A 20,981-nucleotide genomic window follows, 5' to 3' on the forward strand; every position below is an offset into this window, starting at 1 on the left:
CGATCAGGGCTACGCCGCGTGCACCGAGTGCTGTGGATTGTGATCGAGCAGGGCGGTGATCTCGCTGGCCGACATCGGCCGGCCGATCAGATAGCCCTGGACCTCGTCGCAACTGGTCTGGCGCAGATATTCGAGCTGATCCGCGGTCTCGACGCCTTCGGCCACCACGCCGATCTGCAGGTCCTGCGCGAGGCCGATCACCGATTTGACGATCGCGGCGCAATCCGGCTGGGTCAGCATGTCCCGGATGAAGGATTGATCGATCTTGATGCGGCTGAACGGCAGCTTGCGCAGATAGGTCAGTGACGAGAATCCGGTGCCGAAATCGTCGAGCGCGACCGTCAGGCCGAGTTCGAGCAGCGCGTTGAGGATCGCGGGCGCCGATCCGTATTTCGAGATCAGCATCGATTCGGTGATTTCGATCTCGAGCCGGTGGGGCGCGACGTTGGTCTGGGCAAGCGCGTCGACGATGGTCTGCAGGATGCCGACGTTCTGAAACTGGACCGCGGAGAAATTGACCGCGATCCTGATGTCATCAGGCCAGCGCGCCAGCATCGCGCAGGCATGGCGGATCACCCATTCGCCGAGCTGATGGATCAGCCCACTCTCCTCGGCGATCGGAATGAAGACGCTCGGCGGGATCAGGCCACGCGTCGGATGCTGCCAGCGCAACAGCGCCTCGAAGCCGGTGACGCGGCCTTTGCGGATGTCGAGGAAGGGTTGGTAGACGAGGAACAGCTGGTCGGCCTCGATGGCCTGTTCCAGATCCCGCTGCAGGGCGCGTCGGTCGCGCGCGGACTGGTCGTCGCTGGCCTCGAAGAAGCAGATGGTGCCGGGGCCGGATTTCTTCCCCCGGTAGAGCGCGATGTCGACGTGCTTGAGCAGATCGTGCGACGTGCTGCCGTCCCGCGGCGCCAGCACGATGCCGATGCTGAGCATCCCGTTGATCTCGAACCCGTCGATCGTAAACGGATCGGTAAAGGCCGCGACGAACCGCTCGGCGATCGCGAGCGCATCCTCGGGCCTGGTCAGGTTGGACATGATCAGCGCGAATTCATCGCCGCCGATCCGCGCGACATGCTCGGCAGCGCGCGTGCAGCGCTGCAACCGGGCCGCAACCTGCACCAGGAATTCGTCGCCCGCGGGATGGCCGAACCTGTCGTTGACCTCCTTGAAGCGATCAAGGTCGAGCAGCAGCACCGCGAATTCCTCGCCTGAGCGCGCCAGCCGGTTCAGCGCGCCGTTGAGCGCCTCATTGAAGGCGACGCGGTTCGGCAGATGGGTCAGCGGATCCTGCCGTACGGTCCGTTCGGCCTCGTGCTGGGCGATGATCCGCCGCCTGAACTCGAACGCGTTGACGAACACGCCGCGCAGCAGCACGGAGCCGTAGACCAGAACGAGGACGGCCAACAGGAGATAGACGAAGTCGCCGTCCCTGCCGAGGCACATCGCGGTGCCGACGAAGATCGGCGCGGTGAATGCAATCGCGGCGATCGGGATGGTCGAGAAGGCGAAGGCGCCGCCGGCCAGCATTCCGGCGCACAGGCAGGTGATCACCAGTTGCGCGCCGCTTGATGCATTGGCGAAGAAGGCGACCGGAACGATGCCCCAGGCCGCTCCGAGCGCCAGCGCATTGCGCACCAGCCGGTACATGGTTCGGCGCGACACGAATTGCGGCTTGGCGATGCGGCGCGCTGCGCGCGCTTGCAGCCCGAAGAACAGCGCTGCGCTGCTCACGGCGGCGGCCCAGATCAGCGCGAAGGCCCAATCCGGCGATTGCCACAATGCAACGGCGAGCACCAGCGCGTTGCAGGCGTTGGCCAGCATGATGCCGAAGGAATAGCCGAGGACGAGCGACACCTGCTCGGCGCGGATGTGACCGGCAAGCGCTTCATCCGTCGGTGGTGCACCGAAGGCCGCGAGGTCGCCTGCGAACAAGTTGGCGATATATGATCTGAGATAGGTACGCATCTCGCTACATTGGCTGCGCGGTTTGGCTATGGCGCAGTGGCGAAGAATTCTCTGCAAACCTTTGACAAACTATGAACTATTGGAACGGACCGAGCCACCGCGGGCTCACGTTTTGGTTCCACCCGCGCGCATTGCTAACAAATCGATACAAATGCGTGACGCGACCTCACGGACCGGCCAAGCCTGCCGGGCGCCACGCTGCTTGATCCCCCGCCGGTTCTTCGCAATGACTTGAGCAATGTCTTTGGTTCCCGTGACCGGCAAACCAGAAGGTGCGCATGAGCCTCCCGACCACGAACCACGATCCCGGGTTCCGTATCACGCGGGCCAGCCATGTCGTCCTCACCGTCCGTGACCTCGCGGCGAGCCGGCAGTTCTACGAAAAGGTGATCGGGCTGATCCTGACCGCGGAGGAGGGCGATGCGCTCTATTTCCGCGGCGTCGAGGAGGCTTGTCATCACAGCCTGGTATTGCGCAAGGGCGACGGCGCCGTCTGCGCGCGGCTCGGCCTGCGGGTCTTCCAGGACGATGACCTCGACCGGCTCAAGGCGTTCTTCGAAGCCCATGGATGTTGTGCCGCCTGGGTCGATGTGCCGCATCAGGGCCGCACCCTGCAGGCGAGCGATCCGGCCGGCACGCCGCTGGAGTTCTGCGCGACGATGCCGGTGGTGCCGCGCATGATCACCAGATTCACCCGCCATGCCGGCGGCTCGGCGCTGCGGCTCGATCACACGCAGGTGCTGACGCCGGAGGTGCGCAAGGCGTGCGAGTTCTACACCGCCGCAGGCTTTCGGCTCAGCGAATATATCGCGCCGGCCGGCACGTTCGATCTGCGCGGCGTGTTCCTGCAGCGCAAGGGCAATCCGCACGACATGGTGTTCTTCAATGGGGCGGGACTGCGGCTGCACCATTTCGCATATCTCGCGCCCGAGGTTCATCATTTGCTCAACGCCTGCGATATCGCCGGCGAGCTCGGCTATGGCGCTGCGGTCGAACGCGGCCCGGGGCGGCACGGGCCGGGACACGCGATGTATGTCTACATGCGCGATCCCGACGGGCACCGCGTCGAGCTGTTCAATACGCACTACCAGATCATGGACATCGAGAACGAGCCGATCGGCTGGGATCCCTCCGACCACAAAATCTCGTTTCCATGGGGACTGCCGGCGCGGCAGGCCTGGTTCGAGGAGGCGACACCGTTCGCCGATGTCGCGATCCGCGAGCCAGAGGTGAAACCGAAGCCGCTGACGCTCGAGAGTTACCTCGCGAAGTAGCATGGCATCATCGATCGCGAATCCCATCTATGACGTGGCCATCGTCGGGCTCGGGCCGGTCGGTGCGATCTTCGCCAATCTGCTCGCCAAAGCCGGCTTGAAGGTCGCCGTCGTCGAGCGCGTCGCCGACATCTACGACAAGCCGCGCGCGATCACGCTCGATCATGAGGCACTGCGCGTGCTGCAGGCGATCGGGCTCGGCGATTTCATGGAGCAGGCGATCGCCCCGCACAACGGCTCGCACTATCTCGGCGTCGACGGCGAGATCATCAAGATCTTCGACCCGATGCCGCCGCCGTTTCCGCTCGGCTGGATTCCGAACGTCACCTTCGTGCAGCCGGATGTCGAGCAGGCGCTGCGCGACAAGCTCGCCGGATATCCGCATGCCGACGTTCTCCTTGCGGCCGCCGGCGTGGCGCTGCAGCAGGATGGCGGCGCGGTGACGCTGACCGCGCAGCGCGAGTCCGGTGAGGAGTTTTTGATCCGCGCGCGCTATCTGGTCGGCTGTGACGGCGCCAACAGCTTTGTGCGCAAGCAACTCGGCGTCGGCCTGGAAGACCTTTCCTTCGATGAATGGTGGATGGTGGTGGACACGCTGACCAGCGAGCTCGCCAAACGGCCGTCCCGGAGTTTTCAGTATTGCTGGCCGTCGCGACCCGGCACCTTTGTGCCGGGGCCGCGCAATCTGCGGCGCTGGGAGATCAAGCTGCTGCCAGGCGAGGATCCCGATTTGGCCGGCGCGCCCGACAACGTCGTGAAGCTGCTCAAAGGCTTCACCGATATCTCCGACCTCACGATCTGGCGCTCGGCGGTCTATCGTTTCCACGCGCTGCTCGGCGAGCGCTGGCGCGACCGCCGCGTGCTGCTGATGGGGGACGCCGTGCACCAGACGCCGCCGTTCCTCGGGCAGGGGCTGTGCGCAGGCATCCGCGATGCCGTGAACCTTGCCTGGAAGCTGAGGCTGGTACTGCGCGGCGATGCCGACGAGGCGCTGCTCGACAGCTACGAGGTTGAGCGCAAGCCGCATGTCCGCGCCGTCGTCGCCAGCGCCAAGGAGTTCGGCAAGATCATCGGCGAACTCGATCCTGAGGCTGCCACTGAGCGCGACGTGCGGCTGCGCGCCGACCTCAAGGCCGGCAAGGCCGAAACCATCAGGCAGAAATTCATCCCCGATCTCGTGTCCGGTCTGATCGCGCGCGATGCCGATCTTGCCGGGCGGCTGTTCGTGCAGCCGCATGTGCGTGCGCCGGACGGGCGGACTTGCCGGCTCGACGATCTGCTGAAGCCGGAATTTGCGATCGTAGCGATGGCAGCCGAGCCGATGGCGTGGCTGTCGGAGACGTCCTGTGCCGCCTGGCGGCATCTCGCCGGCGAGCGCGTCGTCATCACCGCATCAGGCGAAAGCACCGACGCCAACGGTATCCTGACCGTGGTCGAGCGCGACGGCCTGTTCGCCGACTGGATGCGGCAACATGGCGCCGCGGCGGTGATCGTCCGGCCCGACCGCTACGTCTTCGGTGCCGCCGGCGGTGCCGGCGAGCTCAATATGCTTGTCGAGCAACTGCTCCAGAACCTCAGCGCAGGGCGCTAGGCTTTTCAAGGCGGCGCTTTCTCTGTACCACCGGAAGAAACACAGTCTGCGGAAAAAAGACTTGCCGGGGGAAACCAGTGAACAACAAGAATGATGCGGCGGAGTATGACTACGTCATCGTCGGCGCCGGCTCGGCCGGTTGTGTGCTTGCCAGCCGCCTGAGCGCCGACGGCAGGCACTCGGTGCTGCTGCTCGAGGCCGGGCCAAAGGACACCAACATCTGGATCCATGTCCCGCTCGGCTACGGCAAGCTGTTCAAGGAAAAATCCGTCAACTGGATGTACCAGACCGAGCCCGAGCCGGGTCTCAACGGGCGGCAGGTGTTCCAGCCGCGCGGCAAGGTGCTCGGCGGCTCCAGCTCGATCAACGGCCTGCTCTATGTCCGCGGCCAGCACGAGGACTACGACCGCTGGCGCCAGCGCGGCAATGCCGGTTGGGGCTATGACGACGTCCTGCCCTATTTCAGGAAGGCGGAGGATCAACAGCGCGGCGGCGACAAGTACCACGGCACTGATGGACCGCTGCCGGTATCGGACTGGAGGCATCACGATCCGTTGTCGGAAGCCTTCGTTCATGCCGCGGCCGAGGTCGGCATTCCGACCAATCCGGATTTCAACGGCGCGACCCAGGAGGGCGCGGGCTTCTTCCAGACCACGACGCGGCGCGGCCGGCGCGCCAGCACGGCGCGGTCCTATCTGCGGCCTGCACTGACGCGCGGCAATCTGCATGTCGAGACCTCGGCGCTGGCGCAGCGCATCCTGTTCGACGGCAAGCGCGCGAGCGCCGTCGAGTACAAGCAGGACGGTCTCTTGCGAAGAGCCAAGGCGCGCAAGGAGATCCTGGTGTCGAGCGGCGCGTACAACTCGCCGCAATTGCTGCAGCTCTCCGGTGTCGGCCCCGCCGATCTCTTGAAACAGCACGGCATCGACATCGTGCTCGATGCGCCCGGTGTCGGCAACGACCTGCAGGACCACATGCAGGTGCGCATCGTCACGCGCTGCGCGCAGACCGTCACGCTGAACGATGTTATCAACCATCCGGTGCGCCGCGTCATGGCCGGGCTGCGTTACGCGGCGCTGCGCAAGGGGCCGCTGACGATTGCCGCCGGCACGTCGGGCGCGTTCTTCAAGACCAGCCCGCGGCTGGCGTCGCCCGACATCCAGATCCACTTCCTGCCGTTCTCGACCGACAAGATGGGCGAGAAGCTGCATCCGTTCTCGGGCTTCACCGCCTCGGTCTGCCAGCTGCGCCCGGAAAGCCGCGGCTCGCTGAAGATCAGGAGCGCGGACCCGAGCGTGCCGCCGGAAATCCGCATCAACTATCTGGCGACCGAGACCGATCGCCGCGCCTTCATCGACGGCATCCGCATCCTGCGCAAGATTTTGGCCGCGCCGGCGCTGAAGTCATACTCGGTCGGAGAGGTCGATCCCGGCGCCAAGGTGGTCAGCGACGACGACCTGCTGGATTTCTGCCGCCGCACCGGCAGCACGGTCTATCACCCGACCTCGACCTGCCGGATGGGCAACGATCCGCTCGCGGTCGTCGACCAGCGGCTCAAGGTGCGCGGCGTCGATGGCCTGCGCGTGGTCGACGCGTCTGTCATGCCGGACCTGATGTCGGGCAATACCAATGCGCCGACGATCATGATCGCGGAAAAGGCGTCGGATATGATTTTGGAGGATGCGAGGTATCTCGACCCGTCATCCTGAGGTGCGAGCACTTGCGAGCCTCGAAGGATGAACGGCCCCGCTCCATCAACTCGGAGAGGTCCGGGGCCGTCGACCCTTCGAGACGCGCGCAAGGGCGCGCTCCTCAGGGTGACGGTGATAGAGTAGGCTACAGGAGCCTCAGCCCTTATGCGCGCGTACCCGCGCGACCATCTGTTCGACATGGGCGATCGGCGTTTCCGGCAGGATGCCGTGGCCGAGATTGAAGATCAGCCGCCCCTTGCCGAAATTCTCCAGCACATCGTCCACCGCGCGGTCGAGCGCGGCGCCGCCGGTAATCAGCGCCAGCGGATCGAGATTGCCCTGAACGGCGACGCGGCTCTGCACGCGTTCGCGGATCATCGACGGCTCGGTTGCCCAATCGATCGAGACGGCATCGACGGCGGTTTGGTCGATATAGGCCGGCAGCATGCCGCCGGCGCCGCGCGGAAAGCCGATGATCCGGGCACCGGGGACCTGCTTGCGGACCCCGGCAACGATGCGCCGGGTCGGCTCGACCGACCAGCGGGCGAACTCGCGTGGCGGCAGCACGCCGGCCCAGGTGTCGAAGATCTGCAGGCAATCGGCGCCGGCTTTCAGCTGGCCGACGAGATAGTGGATCGAGTTCTCGACCAGGACGTCGATGATCTTGGCGAATGCGTCCGGATGGCGGTAGGCGAGCATCCGCGCGGGCGCCTGGTCCGGCGTGCCCTGTCCGGCCACCATGTAGGTCGCGACCGTCCATGGCGCGCCGCAGAAGCCGATCAGCGCAATGTCAGGCGCAAGCTCGCGGCGGACGCGGCGTAGCGCTTCGAAGACCGGCTCGAGCTTGCCGAAATCGGCCTGCGTTGCCAGCGCGGCGATCTCTCCGGGGGTTGCCAGCGGATCGAGCCGCGGCCCTTCGCCGGCCTCGAAGCGCACCGAACGCCCGAGCGCATAGGGGATCACCAGGATGTCGGAGAAGATGATCGCGGCGTCGAAATTGAACCTGCGGATCGGCTGCAGGGTAATCTCGGCCGCGAATTCGGGCGTGAAGCACAGATCCAGGAAGCCGCCGGCCTTGGCGCGCAACTCGCGGTATTCCGGCAGATAGCGGCCGGCCTGCCGCATCATCCAGAGCGGCGGCACGGGCTGCCGGTGGCCCGACAGGACCTCGATGAGCGGCTTCTTTGCGGAATCCTGGGGCACGCGGAAAGTTCCTGATCAGGTCAAATTTGCGCCCCTGATACACGCTGCGACGCAATGGGCCAAGGCGGTTCTGGAACCCCGGTTTGCTTGGGCGCGTTGTTCCCCCGGTTTGCTTGGGCGCGTTGTTCCGGAGAATGGAGGGACGACATGGCCGAGAAATTCGATCCTGCCGCACATGACAAGCATGCCGAGAAGCCGCACGAGGCGCAGGCTGCCGACCGCAAGGCCCGCAGCCGGCTCAAGGAGGGATTGGAGGATACGTTCCCGGCCTCCGATCCGGTCAGCGCCACGCAGCCGGCGCCGTCGAAGCACGACGGCAATCGGGACAATTAGCTGGTATATGCCAGCGGTTGCTAACCACGATGCGAGTTGGGTTCAACCGCGCGGCGAACGGGTAGCGGCGCGGCGGTGGCTCGAAGCGGACCACGAAGCCGCCCCGATCTTGTGATCGTCGGGACAGACTAGATGGGGCCGCCTTCGGGGCGCTGCATCCGGTCATATTCGAAGGTCACGCCGAGCCGGCGCTCCAGACGCCAGACCAGAATGCAGTGCCGCTGGATCGGCTCGCTCTCGATCTCGAGATCGAACGCAAACGGGAGTGCATCGTCGCTTTCCACCGCGAGCCCCGCGCCGCCGGTCGAGAGATTGAGCACAACGCATCCGACGCTGGTGTTGCGGAAGAAGATGGTTCCGCGCTTCATCAATACCGTACGCTGGCTGTCCGTCTTGTATCTTCTTATTGTTGTACTCACGGCAGTCTCCTACCCCCCGATCGATGCGGTCGCGATCGTTCCCCTAAAGCGCGATGAGATTTGGTTGAATCGTCATCGCGCTTTCGCCCCTTGTTTGAGCATGGTCTCTTCGGAAAACCGCCTGGTACTTTTCTTGGCACTTTTCCGGATCATGCTTTAGTTCACCAGCACCGCGCCGTCGCAGCGGACGCCCAGCACCCAAACGTCGACCTGGCCGAGCCCGATGCCGAGCGTCGCGAGCAAGGATGCCAGCACCTGATCGATTGGACTCGTCACGCCATTCAGGATGCTCATGACCAGCGCGCCCAATCCCGGGATCGGAAGCCCGAGCGGGCCGACGGTGATCGTGAGCGAGAGGTTGCCGAGCAGCGTGCTCGTCAGCGATGTAAGGAAGTTGGTCGTCGTCACCGTCTTCTTGGTTCCCGACTGGATGTCACTGTAGCTGAAATTGACGTTGGTCGGCGTGGTGTTGCCCATGCCGGCATGGGCGAGGCCGGTGACGGTGACGAGACCGAGATTGACCAGCGTCACCGGTGGTGGGTTTGGCTTGGTCGTGAAGTTGGTTATATCGGCCATCGTGACATTGCCGATCCATGCATCCACGATTCCGGGTGTCACGCCGACCGTCACCTGCGACGTGTTGATGTTCGGATGGCCGCAGGACACCGCGTTGAGCGTCGCGGTGCCCGAGGCGACCTCGACATAGACCGGGAGGTTGATCGCGGAAACGGCGCCGGAGCCGAGAACATTGACCGTCGCCAGGATCCTGGTCTGCGCGGTGTGCACGCTCACGCCCTGGGTGCCCATCGCGATCCAGCTCGAGCCGACCGGGCGCTCGCCGATCGTTGCGATCACGGAAACGTTGGCGATGCCGGGCAGGCCGAGATTGACCGAGGTGGCGATCTGATGGTTCCCGTTCGCGATCTGCGCCACGGTGTTAACGAGGTCGAATACCGAAATACTGGCGCCAACCTTGGGTTTCTGCCCGACCGTCAGGTTGGCAAAGGGGCCGAGGTCGACCAGTGTTCCGGGCGTAATCTTGGTTGAGGAGCCGGTGACGGCCTGGGAGATCGTCGACAGCGCGGTCGTCGCGGCGCCCGCGCCGTTGGTGATCTGCTGCGTGGTCAGCGCGGCCGCCATGATGTCGCCGACCTTGATGTTGCTGCTCAGCAGGTCGCTATAGGTGACGCCGGTCAGGTTGACCCGGGTCGCCAGCGCCGACAGGAAATCCAGCGCGTCGATCTTCGCGCTGATCAGCGAATTGTAGTCCATCACCGAGAGCGACAGCGTGGTGCCGAGCATCGAACCGAGCATCGCATTGAGCACGCCGCCGTTGACCGAGAGCAGCCGCGAGCCGATCGCGAACGACGCCATTTCGGTCGACGTCGCGGTGGCGGTGGTCCTGATCGTGAAGCTGCTCGCGCCGGTGATGTAGCGTGCGAAATAGAGCGGGGTCTGGGTATTCAGCGTGACACGCGCGGCGTTGGGAATGCCGACCGCCGGGGTCACGAAACGGGCCTGTGGCGCGACGGCGCTGTTTGCGGTGTAGGTCCCCGTCTCAACCTTGACCACCGCGCTGGCCGGATAGTTGTTCTGTGTCACCGTCGCGGTGGCGGCGTTGACCGGATTGTTCAGGTTGGCGGCGGCGACGATTGCGGCGAGATCGGCGGTGCTCTGGGTCTTGCGGCGGTCGGCGAAGATCGTGCCGAGATCGATTGCAAGCCCGGCGCACCCGATCACGAGCGTCATCAGGCCAGCGCTGATCATCGCGAAGTTTCCGCGTTCATCGGCACCGAAGCGACGCATCAGCATCAGCGTGGCCGTCATCCTAGAATCCTCCGTACTGAATCGCCGCGGAGCGGACGATGGTGCTCGCGGGCTTGGGTACGAAAGGCAGGCTGTAGATGAAGTTGCCGGCCGCGTTGTAGTTGACTGTCACGACGTAGACGTTCGCGTTCGCCGGCGACGGCGCGGCATTGACCGTGAGATTTGCGGGAAGGAGCAACGGATAGGTGGATGCGTTGGCGGTGACGTAGCTCGTCGCGAGGCTGTTGCGCTCGGTGTCGGTCATTCCTGCGATAGACGACCGCGCCGCTTCGGCGGCGAGTTGCTGAACGCCATGCACCATCGCGAGATACGAGCCGAAAACGATGATGCCAAAAATGAAGGCGAGAAAAAGTGGCAGCATGAGCGCGAATTCGACCGCAGACGCGCCGCTTCGACAGCGAAAAAACCTGGGCATGGAACACCTCGAGACGCAAACTACCGCGTCACGTTGCGAGGCTTTGATTAAGGAAAACTATGAAAACGCTTCCGCGAATCAGTGACGTCAATTCAGATGAATGGCAGCACCAGGATTGATCGGGCGCGCGATGCCTTATGGGGTGATCACAATATTTGATGCTGTCTCCGCAGAAATCCGGGGTTCGATGCTGCTGCGGTGGCGCGTGCGTGTGCAGATGCAGTTATCCGATACCGTAGCTCTACGTGGAAATGCACGTAACAATACATATGGCCTGCAATAGAAGTGCCGTCGCGGCAAATTGTAGCTAAACGAAAGTGCAACCAAATGTTAGTATAGCTGAATCACATACTATGGAGATCGGAATTGCGTCCCGTGCTGAGATTGGAGCGCTCGCGATGCACAGACCACGCCAGCATCTGAATATTCCTACTGAGATCGTCCGCACCGTCGTTGCGATCGCTGAGACGGGAAGCCTGTCGAAGGCTGGGGAACGTCTCGGCCTCAGCCAGCCGGCGATCAGTTCCCAGGTCAAGCGACTGCAAAGCCTGATCGGCGGCGCACTCTTCGTCAGAACGGCAAACGGCACCACAACCACCGAGCTCGGCAAGGTCGCCGTGCAGCAGGCAAGGCGTATCCTCGAAGCCAACGATCAATTGCTTCGGTTGGGCGGCAGTCATGAGGGACCGCAGCCGCTGCGGCTCGGAATCAGCACGATGCTCGCCGAGGAATTCCTCAAGCTTCATCCGGCCGAGGCTCTCGCCGACGTCCTGCTTCACGCGGACATGTCGCCGGCCGTCATCAGAGGATTGATCGACGGCTACATCGATATCGCCTTCGTCTACAGCAATCCTTCGCTCGAGAACGAGGACGAGGTGACGATCGCCGCCGAGGCCGACGAACGCTCGGTGTGGGTGCGTTCACGCGATTTTGTGCTGCGGCCCGGCGCGCCGATCCCGATCCTGGCGTGGCCGGGTGACGACTGGATGATCCGGACGCTCACCAAGCACAACATCTCCTACAAGATCGTGTTCAGGAGCCCGAACCACCAGCTGCGACTGGAAGCCGCACGGGCCGGATATGGCCTGACCGCGTGCCCCGAGCGGATGATCCCGCCCTTCCTGGTTTCGGCGAAGGACTATTATCTGCCGGAGCTTCCGGTGCAGAAGCGCCTGCTGTGTGTCCGCCCGGGCCTCGAAGGAAGTCGCGCGACGGCGATGGTGCAGCGGTTGTCGAGCCTGTTCTTCGCCGGCGCGAAGCCGGTCCGGCAGGTGAGCAACATGTAATCCGCCGCCGCCGCATTGCGGCGGCATCGGTCAATAATGCGGCGGGCGCTCGTTGGCGGGCCCTGGCGCCTGCCGTTCGGTCTCCTGAAGCCGGTCGCGCAACTCGGCGACCTGACGCATCAGCGCGTCGATCTGCTTCCACTGCGCCGTGATGGTCTGGTTCAGCGTCTCGATGGCTTCGTCCTGGTAGGTCAGGCGGACCTCCAGCGCATCGACCCGTTCGCTCAGCCTTGCAGCATCATTCATCGACGGCACCCGCGTGTTCGCGCTCGCGCAGGCCGTGGCCGAGCGCGACGCGCTCGTCGAACACGAAACAGTCGCCGCGCCAGCGGCTGTCCTGCTGTGGAGTTTCCTCGAGATATTTCAGAATGCCGCCCTTGAGGTGATAGACCTCGGCAAACCCCCGCGCGAGCAGATAGGCGCTGGCCTTCTCGCAGCGGATGCCGCCGGTGCAGAACATCGCAATCCTGCGGTGCTTCCCGGGATCGAGATGACGGGCGGCAAATTCCTTGAACTGACCGAAGCTCGCGATCCTGGGATCCACCGCGCCTTCGAAGCTGCCCATCGCGACCTCGAACGCGTTGCGGGTGTCGAGCACCAGCATGTCGGGCGAGGCGATCAGCGCATTCCAGTCGGCGGCGTCGACATAGGTGCCGACCTGGCGCGTCGGATCGATCGTGGTGTCGCCGAGCGTCACGATCTCCTTCTTCAGCCGGACCTTGAGCCGCTGGAACGGCATCTGCGCGGCTTCGGAGTATTTCAGCTCGAGATTGTCGAGGCGGCCGCCGAACAGCGGCCCGTGCCCGAGCTCCGCGACGAAGGCATCGATGCCGTCGCCGGTGCCGGCAATTGTGCCGTTGATGCCCTCATGGGCGAGCAGCACGCTGCCCTTGAGATCGAGCCCCGCGCAGAGCCCGCGCAGCGGCTCGCGCAGTGCGCGGAAATCGGGCAGCGCGGCGAACTGGTAGAAGGCGGCGACCTTGAACGGCATGGCCGGGGTTTATCAGGCCGGTCAGGTCCGCGAAACCCCGCAAAGCCATGCGTTATCGGGATAATTCCTCTGGCATGCCAGGCATTGCCCTGCCGGGGATGAATGTGCCATGTACTTGGCATCCATCCGCCGCAGCAGCATCAGAACATCACGATCAAGCGAGCTCTCCGCCATGAGGAATTTCCATTTCGCCGGCCGTTCCACGGTCCACGCCCAGAACGCGATGGTCGCGACCTCGCATCCGGAGGCGGCGCTCGTGGCGATCGAGGTGATGCGCGAGGGCGGTACGGCTGCCGATGCGGCGGTCGCGGCCTGCGCGCTGCTCGGCGTCATCGAGCCGCAATCGACCGGCATCGGCGGCGACTGCTTTGCGCTGATCCAGCCGAAGGGCGAGGGCAAGATCACGGCCTATAATGGCAGCGGCCGGGCGCCGATGGCGGCCACCGCCGACTGGTACCTCGAACGCAATATCCATTCGGTGCCGCTGACCTCGGCGCATGCCGTCAGCATTCCCGGCGCAATCGACGCCTGGGACGTCATCCTCAGGGATCACGGCAAGTTCGGCTTCGACCGGCTGCTGCAGCCGGCGATCAAGGCCGCCGAAGAGGGCTACGTGGTCGCGCCGCGCATCGCCTTCGACTGGAAGAACGGTTTTGAGAAGCTGAAGAACGGCACCAATACCGAGCGCTATCTGCTGCCGCATGGCAAGCCTGCGGTCGCCGGCGACGTGATCCGGCAGCCCGAGCTCGGCAAGACGCTGCGCGCGATTGCGCAAAAGGGCCGCGATGCCTTCTATAGCGGCGAGATTGCCGCCGACATGGTCGACACGCTGCGCGGCATCGGCGGCCTGCATACGCTGGAGGACTTTGCCGCGCATTCGACCGAGGCGACCTCGCCGATCGGCACGATGTACAAGGGCCACGACGTCTGGCAGTGCCCGCCGAACGGACCGGGCATCACCATGCTGGTCATGCTCAACATCCTGTCGCGCTTCGACCTGACGAAGTTCAAGCCGCTCAGCATCGAGCGCTTCCACCTCGAGGCCGAAGCCGCCCGCATCGCCTACATGATGCGCGAGCAGTACATCGGCGATCCCCAGCACGCGCATGTCGACGTCGCCGGCATTCTCTCCAGGGAGTTCGCCGACGAGCACATCAAGAACATCCGGATGGATGGCTTGCTCGATCTGCCCAACGTTGCGCCGCCGATGAATCCGTCGACCGTCTACATCACGGTGGTCGACAAGGACCGCAACGTCTGCTCGTTCATCAACTCGATCGCGCATTCGTTCGGCTCGGCGATCGTCTCCAACAAGACCGGCGTCCTGCTGCAGAACCGCGCCGGCGGCTTCCGCATCCAGCCCGGTCATCCGAATTGCATCGCGCCGGGCAAGCGTCCGCTGCACACCATCATTCCGGCGCTGGCCACCAGGAACGGCCGTGCCGTGATGCCGTTCGGCGTGATGGGCGGCCAGTACCAGCCGGTCGGCCAGACCCATGTGCTGACCAACATGCTCGACTATGGCTGTGACGTGCAGGAGGCGATCGACATGCCGCGCGGCCTGCATTACGAGGGCGTCTACCAGCTCGAGGATAGCGTGCCGGCGGAGATCGTCGAAGGCCTGAAGAAGATCGGCCACAAGACCACCAGCGTGGTCGCGCCGCTCGGCGGTGGCCAGGGGATCTGGATCGATTGGGACAAGGGCACGCTGACCGGCGGCTCCGATCCACGCAAGGACGGCTGCGCGCTCGGCTACTGATTGTCGCGGCCGGCGAAGCTGGACCGGCGGAACAAGGTGTTGTCGCGGGGGTTGGTGCTGGAAGCCCTTCCCCGCGAGGCCCGTCATCCGTTCCCTCGATTCAGATGATACTGACCAGGCCGATTTGCGCGGCGGCATCTCGCCGTGGTTTGTCGCCGCAACGCCGCCGCCGCGTCCTGCGCTATCGGAGAATCTCACCTGCGATGCGCTTATCGTCGGCGCCGGCATCACCGGCTCGCTGGTCGCCGAGCGCCTGACCCGTCAGGGGCTCGACGTCGTCATTGTCGACCGTGAGCACCCCGGCCGCGGCAGCACTGCAGCCAGCACCTCGATGCTGTTGTGGGAGATCGACCGTCCGCTTGTCGAGCTGACGGCGATGTACGGCTTCGAGCGGGCTGCGCGTGCCTATCGGGCAAGCCTCGATGCCGTGACCGGCCTGATCTCGCTGGTTCGTGACCACAAGCTGCCGGGAGAGATCAGAAACAAGCGCTCGCTCTATCTGGCGGCCGGCAGCTCCATAGCCGAATTGCTCGACGAGCATCGGCTTCGCCGCCGCGCCGGTCTGCCCGGCGACTTCCTCGATCATGGACAATTGCTCGAGACCTACGGAATGGCGCGTGCCGGCGCGATCGTCTCGCCTGGCGCGGCGGATGCCGATCCGCTCCAGCTGGCCCGCGGTCTGCTCCACCTCGCGGTCACGCGCGGTGCGCGGCAGTTCGATGCGGAGGCCGTGGTATTCGATCCGGCAGGTGCCGCAGTCACGGTGGGATTCGAGGATGGCCACGAAATTGCCGCGAGGGCTGTCGTGCTGGCGACCGGCTACGTGATGCCGGATATCGTTCGGTCGAAGGTCCAGGCCGTGTCCTCGAGCTGGGCGATTGCGACCACGCCGCAGCCGCAGAACATCTGGAAGGATGGCGCGCTGATCTGGGAGAACGCCAGGGATTACCTCTACGCACGCACGACGCCGGCGGGGCGCATCATCATCGGTGGCGAGGACAGTGAGGAGATCATCGCGCCCGATCGCGACCGCCTGATCCCGGAGAAGTCGCGGCGGCTCGCGCAACGTCTCGCCGCGCTCTGGCCGTTCGCGGCAACGGAGATCGAATACCGCTGGGCCGGGACGTTCGACACCACCAGCGACGGCCTGCCGCTGATCGGTCCGGTGCCCGGCGCGAAGGGCGTCTATGCCGCGTACGGCTATGGCGGCAACGGCATTACCTTCAGTTATCTGGCCGCGCAATTGATCGGTGATCTCGTCGCGGGCGGCACCTCGCCATTGCTCGACGATTTCGCGCTGGACCGCGATGGCGGCATAGCCGGTCACTGAAAAATGGCTAGGGAATTGCCCTGCGCTGGGCTAGAGACGGCCGTTCTTCACGAGAGGTGCAAGATGCGATCTTCCCGACGCACGATCATCAAGACTGCGTTCGCCGGACTTGCGGCGGCAGTCTCCACGTCCGTTGTCAGCGGGACGGCAACGGCCCAAACCGCAGGAAAGCCCATGACCACAGCCTCAGGCCTCCAGATCATCGACAGCAAGGTCGGCACCGGCGCCTCGCCGAAGCCCGGCCAGACCTGCGTCATGCACTATACCGGCTGGCTCTACGAGAACGGCCAGAAGGGCAAGAAATTCGACTCCTCGGTCGACCGCAACGAGCCGTTCGAGTTTCCGATCGGCCAGGGCCATGTGATCAAGGGCTGGGACGAGGGCGTCGCCACCATGAAGGTCGGCGGCAAGCGCACGCTGATCATCCCGCCTGATCTCGGCTATGGCGCGCGCGGCGCCGGCGGCGTGATCCCGGCGAATGCGACGCTGATGTTCGACGTCGAGCTGCTTGGCGTGAAATAATTGGGCGTGACGTAACCAGCCCACAACAAGAGAGGGCGCAGCGATGAAGATTTCGATCCTCGACGATTATTTCGACACGCTGCGCACCCTCGATTGCTTCCGCAAGCTCGACGGCTACGACGTCACGATCTGGAACGATCACGTCCAGGACGTCGAGGCGCTCGCCGAACGGCTGCGCGACACCGACGTGCTGGTCCTGATCCGCGAACGCACCCAGATCCGCACGCCGCTGCTCGAACGGCTGCCGAAACTGAAGCTGATCAGCCAGCGCAGCGTCTATCCGCATATCGATATCGACACCTGCACGCGGCTCGGCATCATCGTGTCGTCGGGCCAGCATGCCGAAACGCCGTCCTACGCCACCGCCGAGTTCACTTGGGGCCTGATCCTCGCCGCGATGCGTGCGATCCCGCAGCAGATGGCGGCGCTGAAGGCCGGCAAATGGCAGATCGGCGTCGGCCATACGCTGCGCGGCAAGACGCTCGGCATCTACGGCTACGGCCGCATCGGCGCCGTGGTCGCGGGCTATGGCAACGCGTTCGGCATGAACGTGCTGGTCTGGGCGCGCGAACCGGCGATGGCCAAGGCGCGCGCCGACGGTTACGACACCGCGGCCAGCAAGGCGGATTTCTTCGACCGCTGCGACGTGCTGTCGCTGCATATGCGGCTGGTCGACGCGACGCGCGGCATCGTCAAGGCGGAAGACCTCGCGCGGATGAAAGAGACCGCGCTGATCGTCAACACCAGCCGCGCGCCGCTGATCGCGTCCGGCGCGCTGGTCGATGCGCTGCGCGCCGGCCGGCCCGGCATGGCCGCGATCGACGTCTACGAGAAGGAGCCGCTGCGCGACACCGCCGATCCGCTGCTCAACATGGACAACGTGGTCTGCACGCCGCATCTCGGCTACGTCTCGCGCGACGAATACCAGATCCAGTTCACCGATATCTTCGATCAGATATTGGCCTACGCCGCCGGTACGCCGACCGACGTTGTCAATCCGGACGCGCTGGCACATCCGCGCTCGCGCGGCTGAAGCTTCGCAAGGACAACGTGCGGCCGCGCCGGAACGTTCCGATTTTCCGCTCGCCTGCGCTCGCGCTTTTCGGTAGCGTTCCCTGCACGAACTTGACCAACGAAAGCAAGAACGATGAGCGGCTCCCACGATCACACCCATGACCACGATCATCACCATCACGACGACGAGCGCTGGAAGCACGACGGCGTCCGCGTCATTCCCGGCAATCAGCTCGATCCGAATGTGCCGTCGACCGCCGGCATGGACCGCAAGGCTGCGATCAATTTCGCCCGCGTCGGCGCCCAGAAACTGTGGGCAGGCACCGTCAGCATCAAGCCGGACGCCAAGACCGGCGCGCATCATCACGGCCATCTCGAAAGCATCATCTACGTCGTGAAGGGCAAGGCGCGGATGCGCTGGGGCGAGAAGCTGCAGTTCACCGCCGAAGCCGGTCCCGGCGATTTCATCTTCGTGCCGCCCTATGTGCCGCATCAGGAGATCAACGCCAGCCGCGATGAGGTGCTGGAATGCGTGCTGGTGCGCTCCGACGGCGAGGCGGTCGCGATCAATCTCGACATCGAGCCGATCGAGAAGCCGGAGACCGTGCTGTGGGTCGACCCGGTGCACCGGCATCCCGACGAGAAGAAATAACGTCGCGGCGCGTCCGCGACGCAAGACAATAACAACAAGAGCAGGGAGGCCAGCATGACGCTCGTTCGCTACGAGAGCGCGGATCACGTCGCGACCATCACGATGGCGCGCAGCGAGAAGCACAACGCGCTCAACGACGCGTTGTGTACGGAGTTGCGCGATGCCTGGCGGCGCTTTCGCGACAGCGATGACCGCGTCGCGGTGCTGGCCTCCGCCGAGGAGAAATATTTCTCCGTCGGCGCTGATGTCGGTGATCTCCCCGCCAACATGTGGCACGCCGTGCCGGGCCTTGGTGTCGAACTCGACAAGCCCGTGATCGCGGCGACGTCGGGCTGGGTCGTGGGTGGCGCCTTCGTGCTGGTCCAGATGGCCGACCTGTGTGTGGCGTCGGAGACGACACGTTTCATCTATCCCGAGGGAAAGATCGGCACCACCGCGGGCGGCGTGTCATCGGTGATGGCACGGATGCCACACAAGATTGCGATGGAATTTCTGCTGGTCGGCGAGGAAATGTCGGCGGAGCGCGCCTTCCAGATCGGCTTCGTCAACAAGGTCGCGCCGAAAGGTCAGCACGTCGTGATGGCGCAGGAGATGGCCGCGAAAATTGCCGGCAATGCGCCGCTGGTGGTCCGCGCGCTGAAGAAGCTGGCGCGCGAGGCCATGCCGAAGGGACCTCTCGAAACCGTTGCCGATGCGCGGCGGTTGCTCGATGAAGTCAGAGACAGCGAAGATCTCAAGGAAGGCGTCAAGGCCTTCGCAGAAAAGCGCAAGCCGAGGTTCACGGGGAAGTGACGCAGTCATTCCGGGGCGACGCGGAAGCGTCGAACCCGGAATCTCGCGCCACAATATCGAGATTCCCCGATGCGCAATTGCGCATCTGAGGTTCTCGCGGAGCCTGTCATCGGGCCGCGCTTTGCGCGGACCCGTTGGCGAGCCCCTGAATGACGAGGGGTGAGAGTTACGCAAACACCCGGTGATCGATCGCCCCGTTCGGCACCACATAGCCGTAGCGCGTATTCGACGGCTCGGCGCCTGACTTCTCATACTGCGCCTTCATCATCGCGAAGCGGTCTCCCTTCAGCTCCAGCATCGCGCGCTTCGGCTGGACGTTGTAGAGCCGCGCATTGTTGTCGCCGAAGATCGCCGTCTTGACCGGTCCGTCGGCGGGGCCGAGTGGTGCGTAGCCGAACTTCTTCTGCATCACTTCGGGGATTTCCAGCCGCCGCAGGCCCTCGATCTGCCATTGCGGCGCGCCGGTCCACAGCGCGTCGGTGCCCCAGCACACGTGATCGACGCCGAGCCCCTTGATCAGGGTGCCCATCAGCGCGGCGCAGACATTGGGCTCGGCGACGAGGGTGGTCGCGAACAATTGCCCGACATCGCCATAGACATTGCTGACGCCATACTGCGCCGGGATGTCGGCGAGATCGCTGGTCCAGGCGATCCGGCCGGTGCGCTCGAATTCGGCGAGCGCGACCCTCGGGTCGCCGCCGACATGGCGATAGGCCGAGTGATAGATCACGAAGTTGAGCTGCGGCCAGTCCTTGGCGGCCTGGCCGACATCGGCGACGTCGGCAAAGCCGCGCAGGTTCGGATATTGCTTCTCGATCCCGGGCGGGAACAGGCCCTTGTGGACGCAGACATTCTTGATGCCCGCCTTCACCATCTTCTCATAGCCCTTGTAGGCGACTTTCTCGTCGTCCAGCCGCCAGGGATAGCGGCTGATCTCCTTGTGGGTGTTGTCGCCGATCGTGTAGCCCTTGCAGGATTCAGGCTTCAGCGCCAATGCGGCATCGAGCTTGTCGAGCCAGCCGGGCTGGCCGGGGGTGAAGATCGCGTGGCAGAACACCCGGCGCGAGCCGGCCTCGTCGTTGATCTTCTTGCGCGCGTCCGCCATCTGCTCGTTGGTCAGGAACCAGTCCTGCTCGATATCCGACGGCGCCGAGGAGATCAGCGAAATCTTGGTGTCGGAATCGAGAAACATCTCCTTCTTGTAGTTGTTGAACTTGAGATCCTCGATGGTCTGCTCGTGGTCGCTGAGCTGCTTGTTCCAGCCGGCCTTGCCGACCGCCTTGCGCATTTCCACGAAGCCCATGATCCGGGTGTCGTCGCGCAGGAAATGCGTGTGCATGTCCATGATGAACTGGTCCTTCAGGCCGTTGGCGCGCTCTTGCGCCATCGCGGGCGTCGCGGCCTCGGCCGGGGTCACGTCGAACAGCTCCCCGTAGACCTGGTTCATCGCGACAAAGGAGGCGGCCATGCCGGCCGCGGTCTGGAAGAATCTGCGGCGGTCGAGGCCCTGCTTGCCGCCGAGATCGTCGGCCATCGCGAGCAGCCGCGCCTCGACCTCGCGCTGCCGTTCGTTCTGCGGATCGGGATAGAACTCGTCGCTGGAGACGATCTGGGTCGGGATCGGCGTTGGGTACTGGCACAGTTCGGAGGGCATCAAGGCGGCAAGTTCTTCGTCGGTCAGATTGCTGCTCATTCTTCGCTCCCGCTTCTCGCCGGATATTTCCGGTCGGACCGGGGCGGAGACTAGGACCAAGTCCATCCGTCGTCCGCGCCGATTGCCGGAAACAGCATTCACAAAATCGTGCATCGCATTTGCCGCCATTGCGGGGAGCGTACGCGACGAAGCAATCCATACTCCCGCAGCAAGCGGCGCTATGGATTGCTTCCGCCTTCGCCAAGGCTTCGGCGGAC

The 20,981-nt window shown here is 64.5% G+C and carries 19 protein-coding genes; 11 read left to right on the forward strand and 8 right to left on the reverse strand.

Annotation, left to right across the window (positions count from 1 at the left end; genetic code table 11):
• Positions 1-9 precede the first annotated feature (9 nt).
• Positions 10-1,971, reverse strand: coding sequence for a putative bifunctional diguanylate cyclase/phosphodiesterase (locus WDM24_RS09610; protein ID WP_338831011.1), 1,962 nt, complete (start codon positions 1,969-1,971; stop codon positions 10-12).
• Between the two features lie 278 nt (positions 1,972-2,249).
• Here WDM24_RS09610 and WDM24_RS09615 point away from each other — a divergent pair, with 278 nt between their 5' ends.
• From WDM24_RS09615 to WDM24_RS09625, 3 genes are all read left to right on the forward strand, one after another.
• Positions 2,250-3,245, forward strand: a complete 996-nt coding sequence (locus WDM24_RS09615; protein ID WP_338831012.1) for a VOC family protein — start codon at positions 2,250-2,252, stop codon at positions 3,243-3,245.
• Between the two features lies 1 nt (position 3,246).
• Positions 3,247-4,836 (forward strand): bifunctional 3-(3-hydroxy-phenyl)propionate/3-hydroxycinnamic acid hydroxylase, encoded by a 1,590-nt coding sequence (locus WDM24_RS09620; RefSeq protein ID WP_338831013.1) that lies wholly within the window; start codon positions 3,247-3,249, stop codon positions 4,834-4,836.
• Positions 4,837-4,913: 77 nt separating this feature from the next.
• Entirely contained in the window at positions 4,914-6,545 is a 1,632-nt protein-coding gene (locus tag WDM24_RS09625; RefSeq protein WP_338831014.1) for a choline dehydrogenase, read from the forward strand.
• Positions 6,546-6,683: 138 nt separating this feature from the next.
• Here the strand turns inward: WDM24_RS09625 and hemE are convergent, their stop codons facing one another.
• A complete protein-coding gene (hemE, locus tag WDM24_RS09630) occupies positions 6,684-7,730 on the reverse strand; it encodes a uroporphyrinogen decarboxylase (protein ID WP_338831015.1) in 1,047 nt (348 codons plus the stop codon).
• A 147-nt stretch (positions 7,731-7,877) separates the two neighbouring features.
• On the opposite strand from hemE, the gene WDM24_RS09635 reads away from it, so the two are divergent.
• Positions 7,878-8,063 carry a hypothetical protein gene (locus tag WDM24_RS09635; protein ID WP_165126033.1) on the forward strand — a complete coding sequence of 62 codons (186 nt, stop codon included), beginning with the start codon at positions 7,878-7,880 and terminating at the stop codon, positions 8,061-8,063.
• 128 nt (positions 8,064-8,191) lie between these two features.
• On the opposite strand, the gene WDM24_RS09640 is transcribed toward WDM24_RS09635, so the two are convergent.
• The 3 genes from WDM24_RS09640 to WDM24_RS09650 form a co-directional block, all read right to left on the reverse strand.
• The gene (locus WDM24_RS09640) at positions 8,192-8,482 is read right to left on the reverse strand and encodes a PilZ domain-containing protein (RefSeq protein ID WP_338697119.1); all 291 of its coding nucleotides are present in this window, start codon (positions 8,480-8,482) and stop codon (positions 8,192-8,194) included.
• A gap of 156 nt (positions 8,483-8,638) precedes the next feature.
• Positions 8,639-10,309 (reverse strand): pilus assembly protein TadG-related protein, encoded by a 1,671-nt coding sequence (locus tag WDM24_RS09645; protein WP_338831016.1) that lies wholly within the window; start codon positions 10,307-10,309, stop codon positions 8,639-8,641.
• 1 nt (position 10,310) lies between these two features.
• On the reverse strand, positions 10,311-10,724 hold the full coding sequence (locus WDM24_RS09650; protein ID WP_338697123.1) for a TadE/TadG family type IV pilus assembly protein: 414 nt from the start codon (positions 10,722-10,724) through the stop codon (positions 10,311-10,313).
• Positions 10,725-11,122: 398 nt separating this feature from the next.
• Here WDM24_RS09650 and WDM24_RS09655 point away from each other — a divergent pair, with 398 nt between their 5' ends.
• Positions 11,123-12,010 carry a LysR family transcriptional regulator gene (locus tag WDM24_RS09655; protein ID WP_338831018.1) on the forward strand — a complete coding sequence of 296 codons (888 nt, stop codon included), beginning with the start codon at positions 11,123-11,125 and terminating at the stop codon, positions 12,008-12,010.
• Between the two features lie 30 nt (positions 12,011-12,040).
• Here WDM24_RS09655 and WDM24_RS09660 read toward each other — a convergent pair whose 3' ends face one another.
• Complete coding sequence (locus WDM24_RS09660) at positions 12,041-12,256, reverse strand: SlyX family protein (RefSeq protein WP_166298771.1); 216 nt, start codon at positions 12,254-12,256, stop codon at positions 12,041-12,043.
• Entirely contained in the window at positions 12,249-13,001 is a 753-nt protein-coding gene (locus WDM24_RS09665; RefSeq protein WP_338831019.1) for a rhodanese-related sulfurtransferase, read from the reverse strand. Before WDM24_RS09665 ends, WDM24_RS09660 begins: the two co-directional genes overlap by 8 nt.
• Positions 13,002-13,173: 172 nt before the next feature.
• On the opposite strand from WDM24_RS09665, the gene ggt reads away from it, so the two are divergent.
• The 6 genes from ggt to WDM24_RS09695 all read left to right on the forward strand — a co-directional run bounded on the left by ggt (position 13,174) and on the right by WDM24_RS09695 (position 19,070).
• Positions 13,174-14,760, forward strand: a complete 1,587-nt coding sequence (gene ggt, locus WDM24_RS09670) for a gamma-glutamyltransferase (RefSeq protein ID WP_338697131.1) — start codon at positions 13,174-13,176, stop codon at positions 14,758-14,760.
• 124 nt (positions 14,761-14,884) lie between these two features.
• Positions 14,885-16,090 (forward strand): FAD-dependent oxidoreductase, encoded by a 1,206-nt coding sequence (locus tag WDM24_RS09675; protein ID WP_338831020.1) that lies wholly within the window; start codon positions 14,885-14,887, stop codon positions 16,088-16,090.
• Between the two features lie 63 nt (positions 16,091-16,153).
• Entirely contained in the window at positions 16,154-16,612 is a 459-nt protein-coding gene (locus tag WDM24_RS09680; RefSeq protein ID WP_338831021.1) for an FKBP-type peptidyl-prolyl cis-trans isomerase, read from the forward strand.
• A gap of 43 nt (positions 16,613-16,655) precedes the next feature.
• Positions 16,656-17,645 (forward strand): D-2-hydroxyacid dehydrogenase family protein, encoded by a 990-nt coding sequence (locus WDM24_RS09685; RefSeq protein WP_338831022.1) that lies wholly within the window; start codon positions 16,656-16,658, stop codon positions 17,643-17,645.
• Between the two features lie 114 nt (positions 17,646-17,759).
• Positions 17,760-18,278, forward strand: coding sequence for a cupin domain-containing protein (locus tag WDM24_RS09690; protein ID WP_338831023.1), 519 nt, complete (start codon positions 17,760-17,762; stop codon positions 18,276-18,278).
• Between the two features lie 54 nt (positions 18,279-18,332).
• Positions 18,333-19,070 carry an enoyl-CoA hydratase/isomerase family protein gene (locus tag WDM24_RS09695; protein ID WP_338831024.1) on the forward strand — a complete coding sequence of 246 codons (738 nt, stop codon included), beginning with the start codon at positions 18,333-18,335 and terminating at the stop codon, positions 19,068-19,070.
• 166 nt (positions 19,071-19,236) lie between these two features.
• Here the strand turns inward: WDM24_RS09695 and WDM24_RS09700 are convergent, their stop codons facing one another.
• Positions 19,237-20,763, reverse strand: coding sequence for an amidohydrolase family protein (locus WDM24_RS09700; RefSeq protein WP_338831025.1), 1,527 nt, complete (start codon positions 20,761-20,763; stop codon positions 19,237-19,239).
• Positions 20,764-20,981: the final 218 nt, after the last annotated feature.

Source organism: Bradyrhizobium sp. 27S5, assembly GCF_037217225.1.
Taxonomy (GTDB): Bacteria; Pseudomonadota; Alphaproteobacteria; order Rhizobiales; family Xanthobacteraceae; genus Bradyrhizobium; species Bradyrhizobium septentrionale.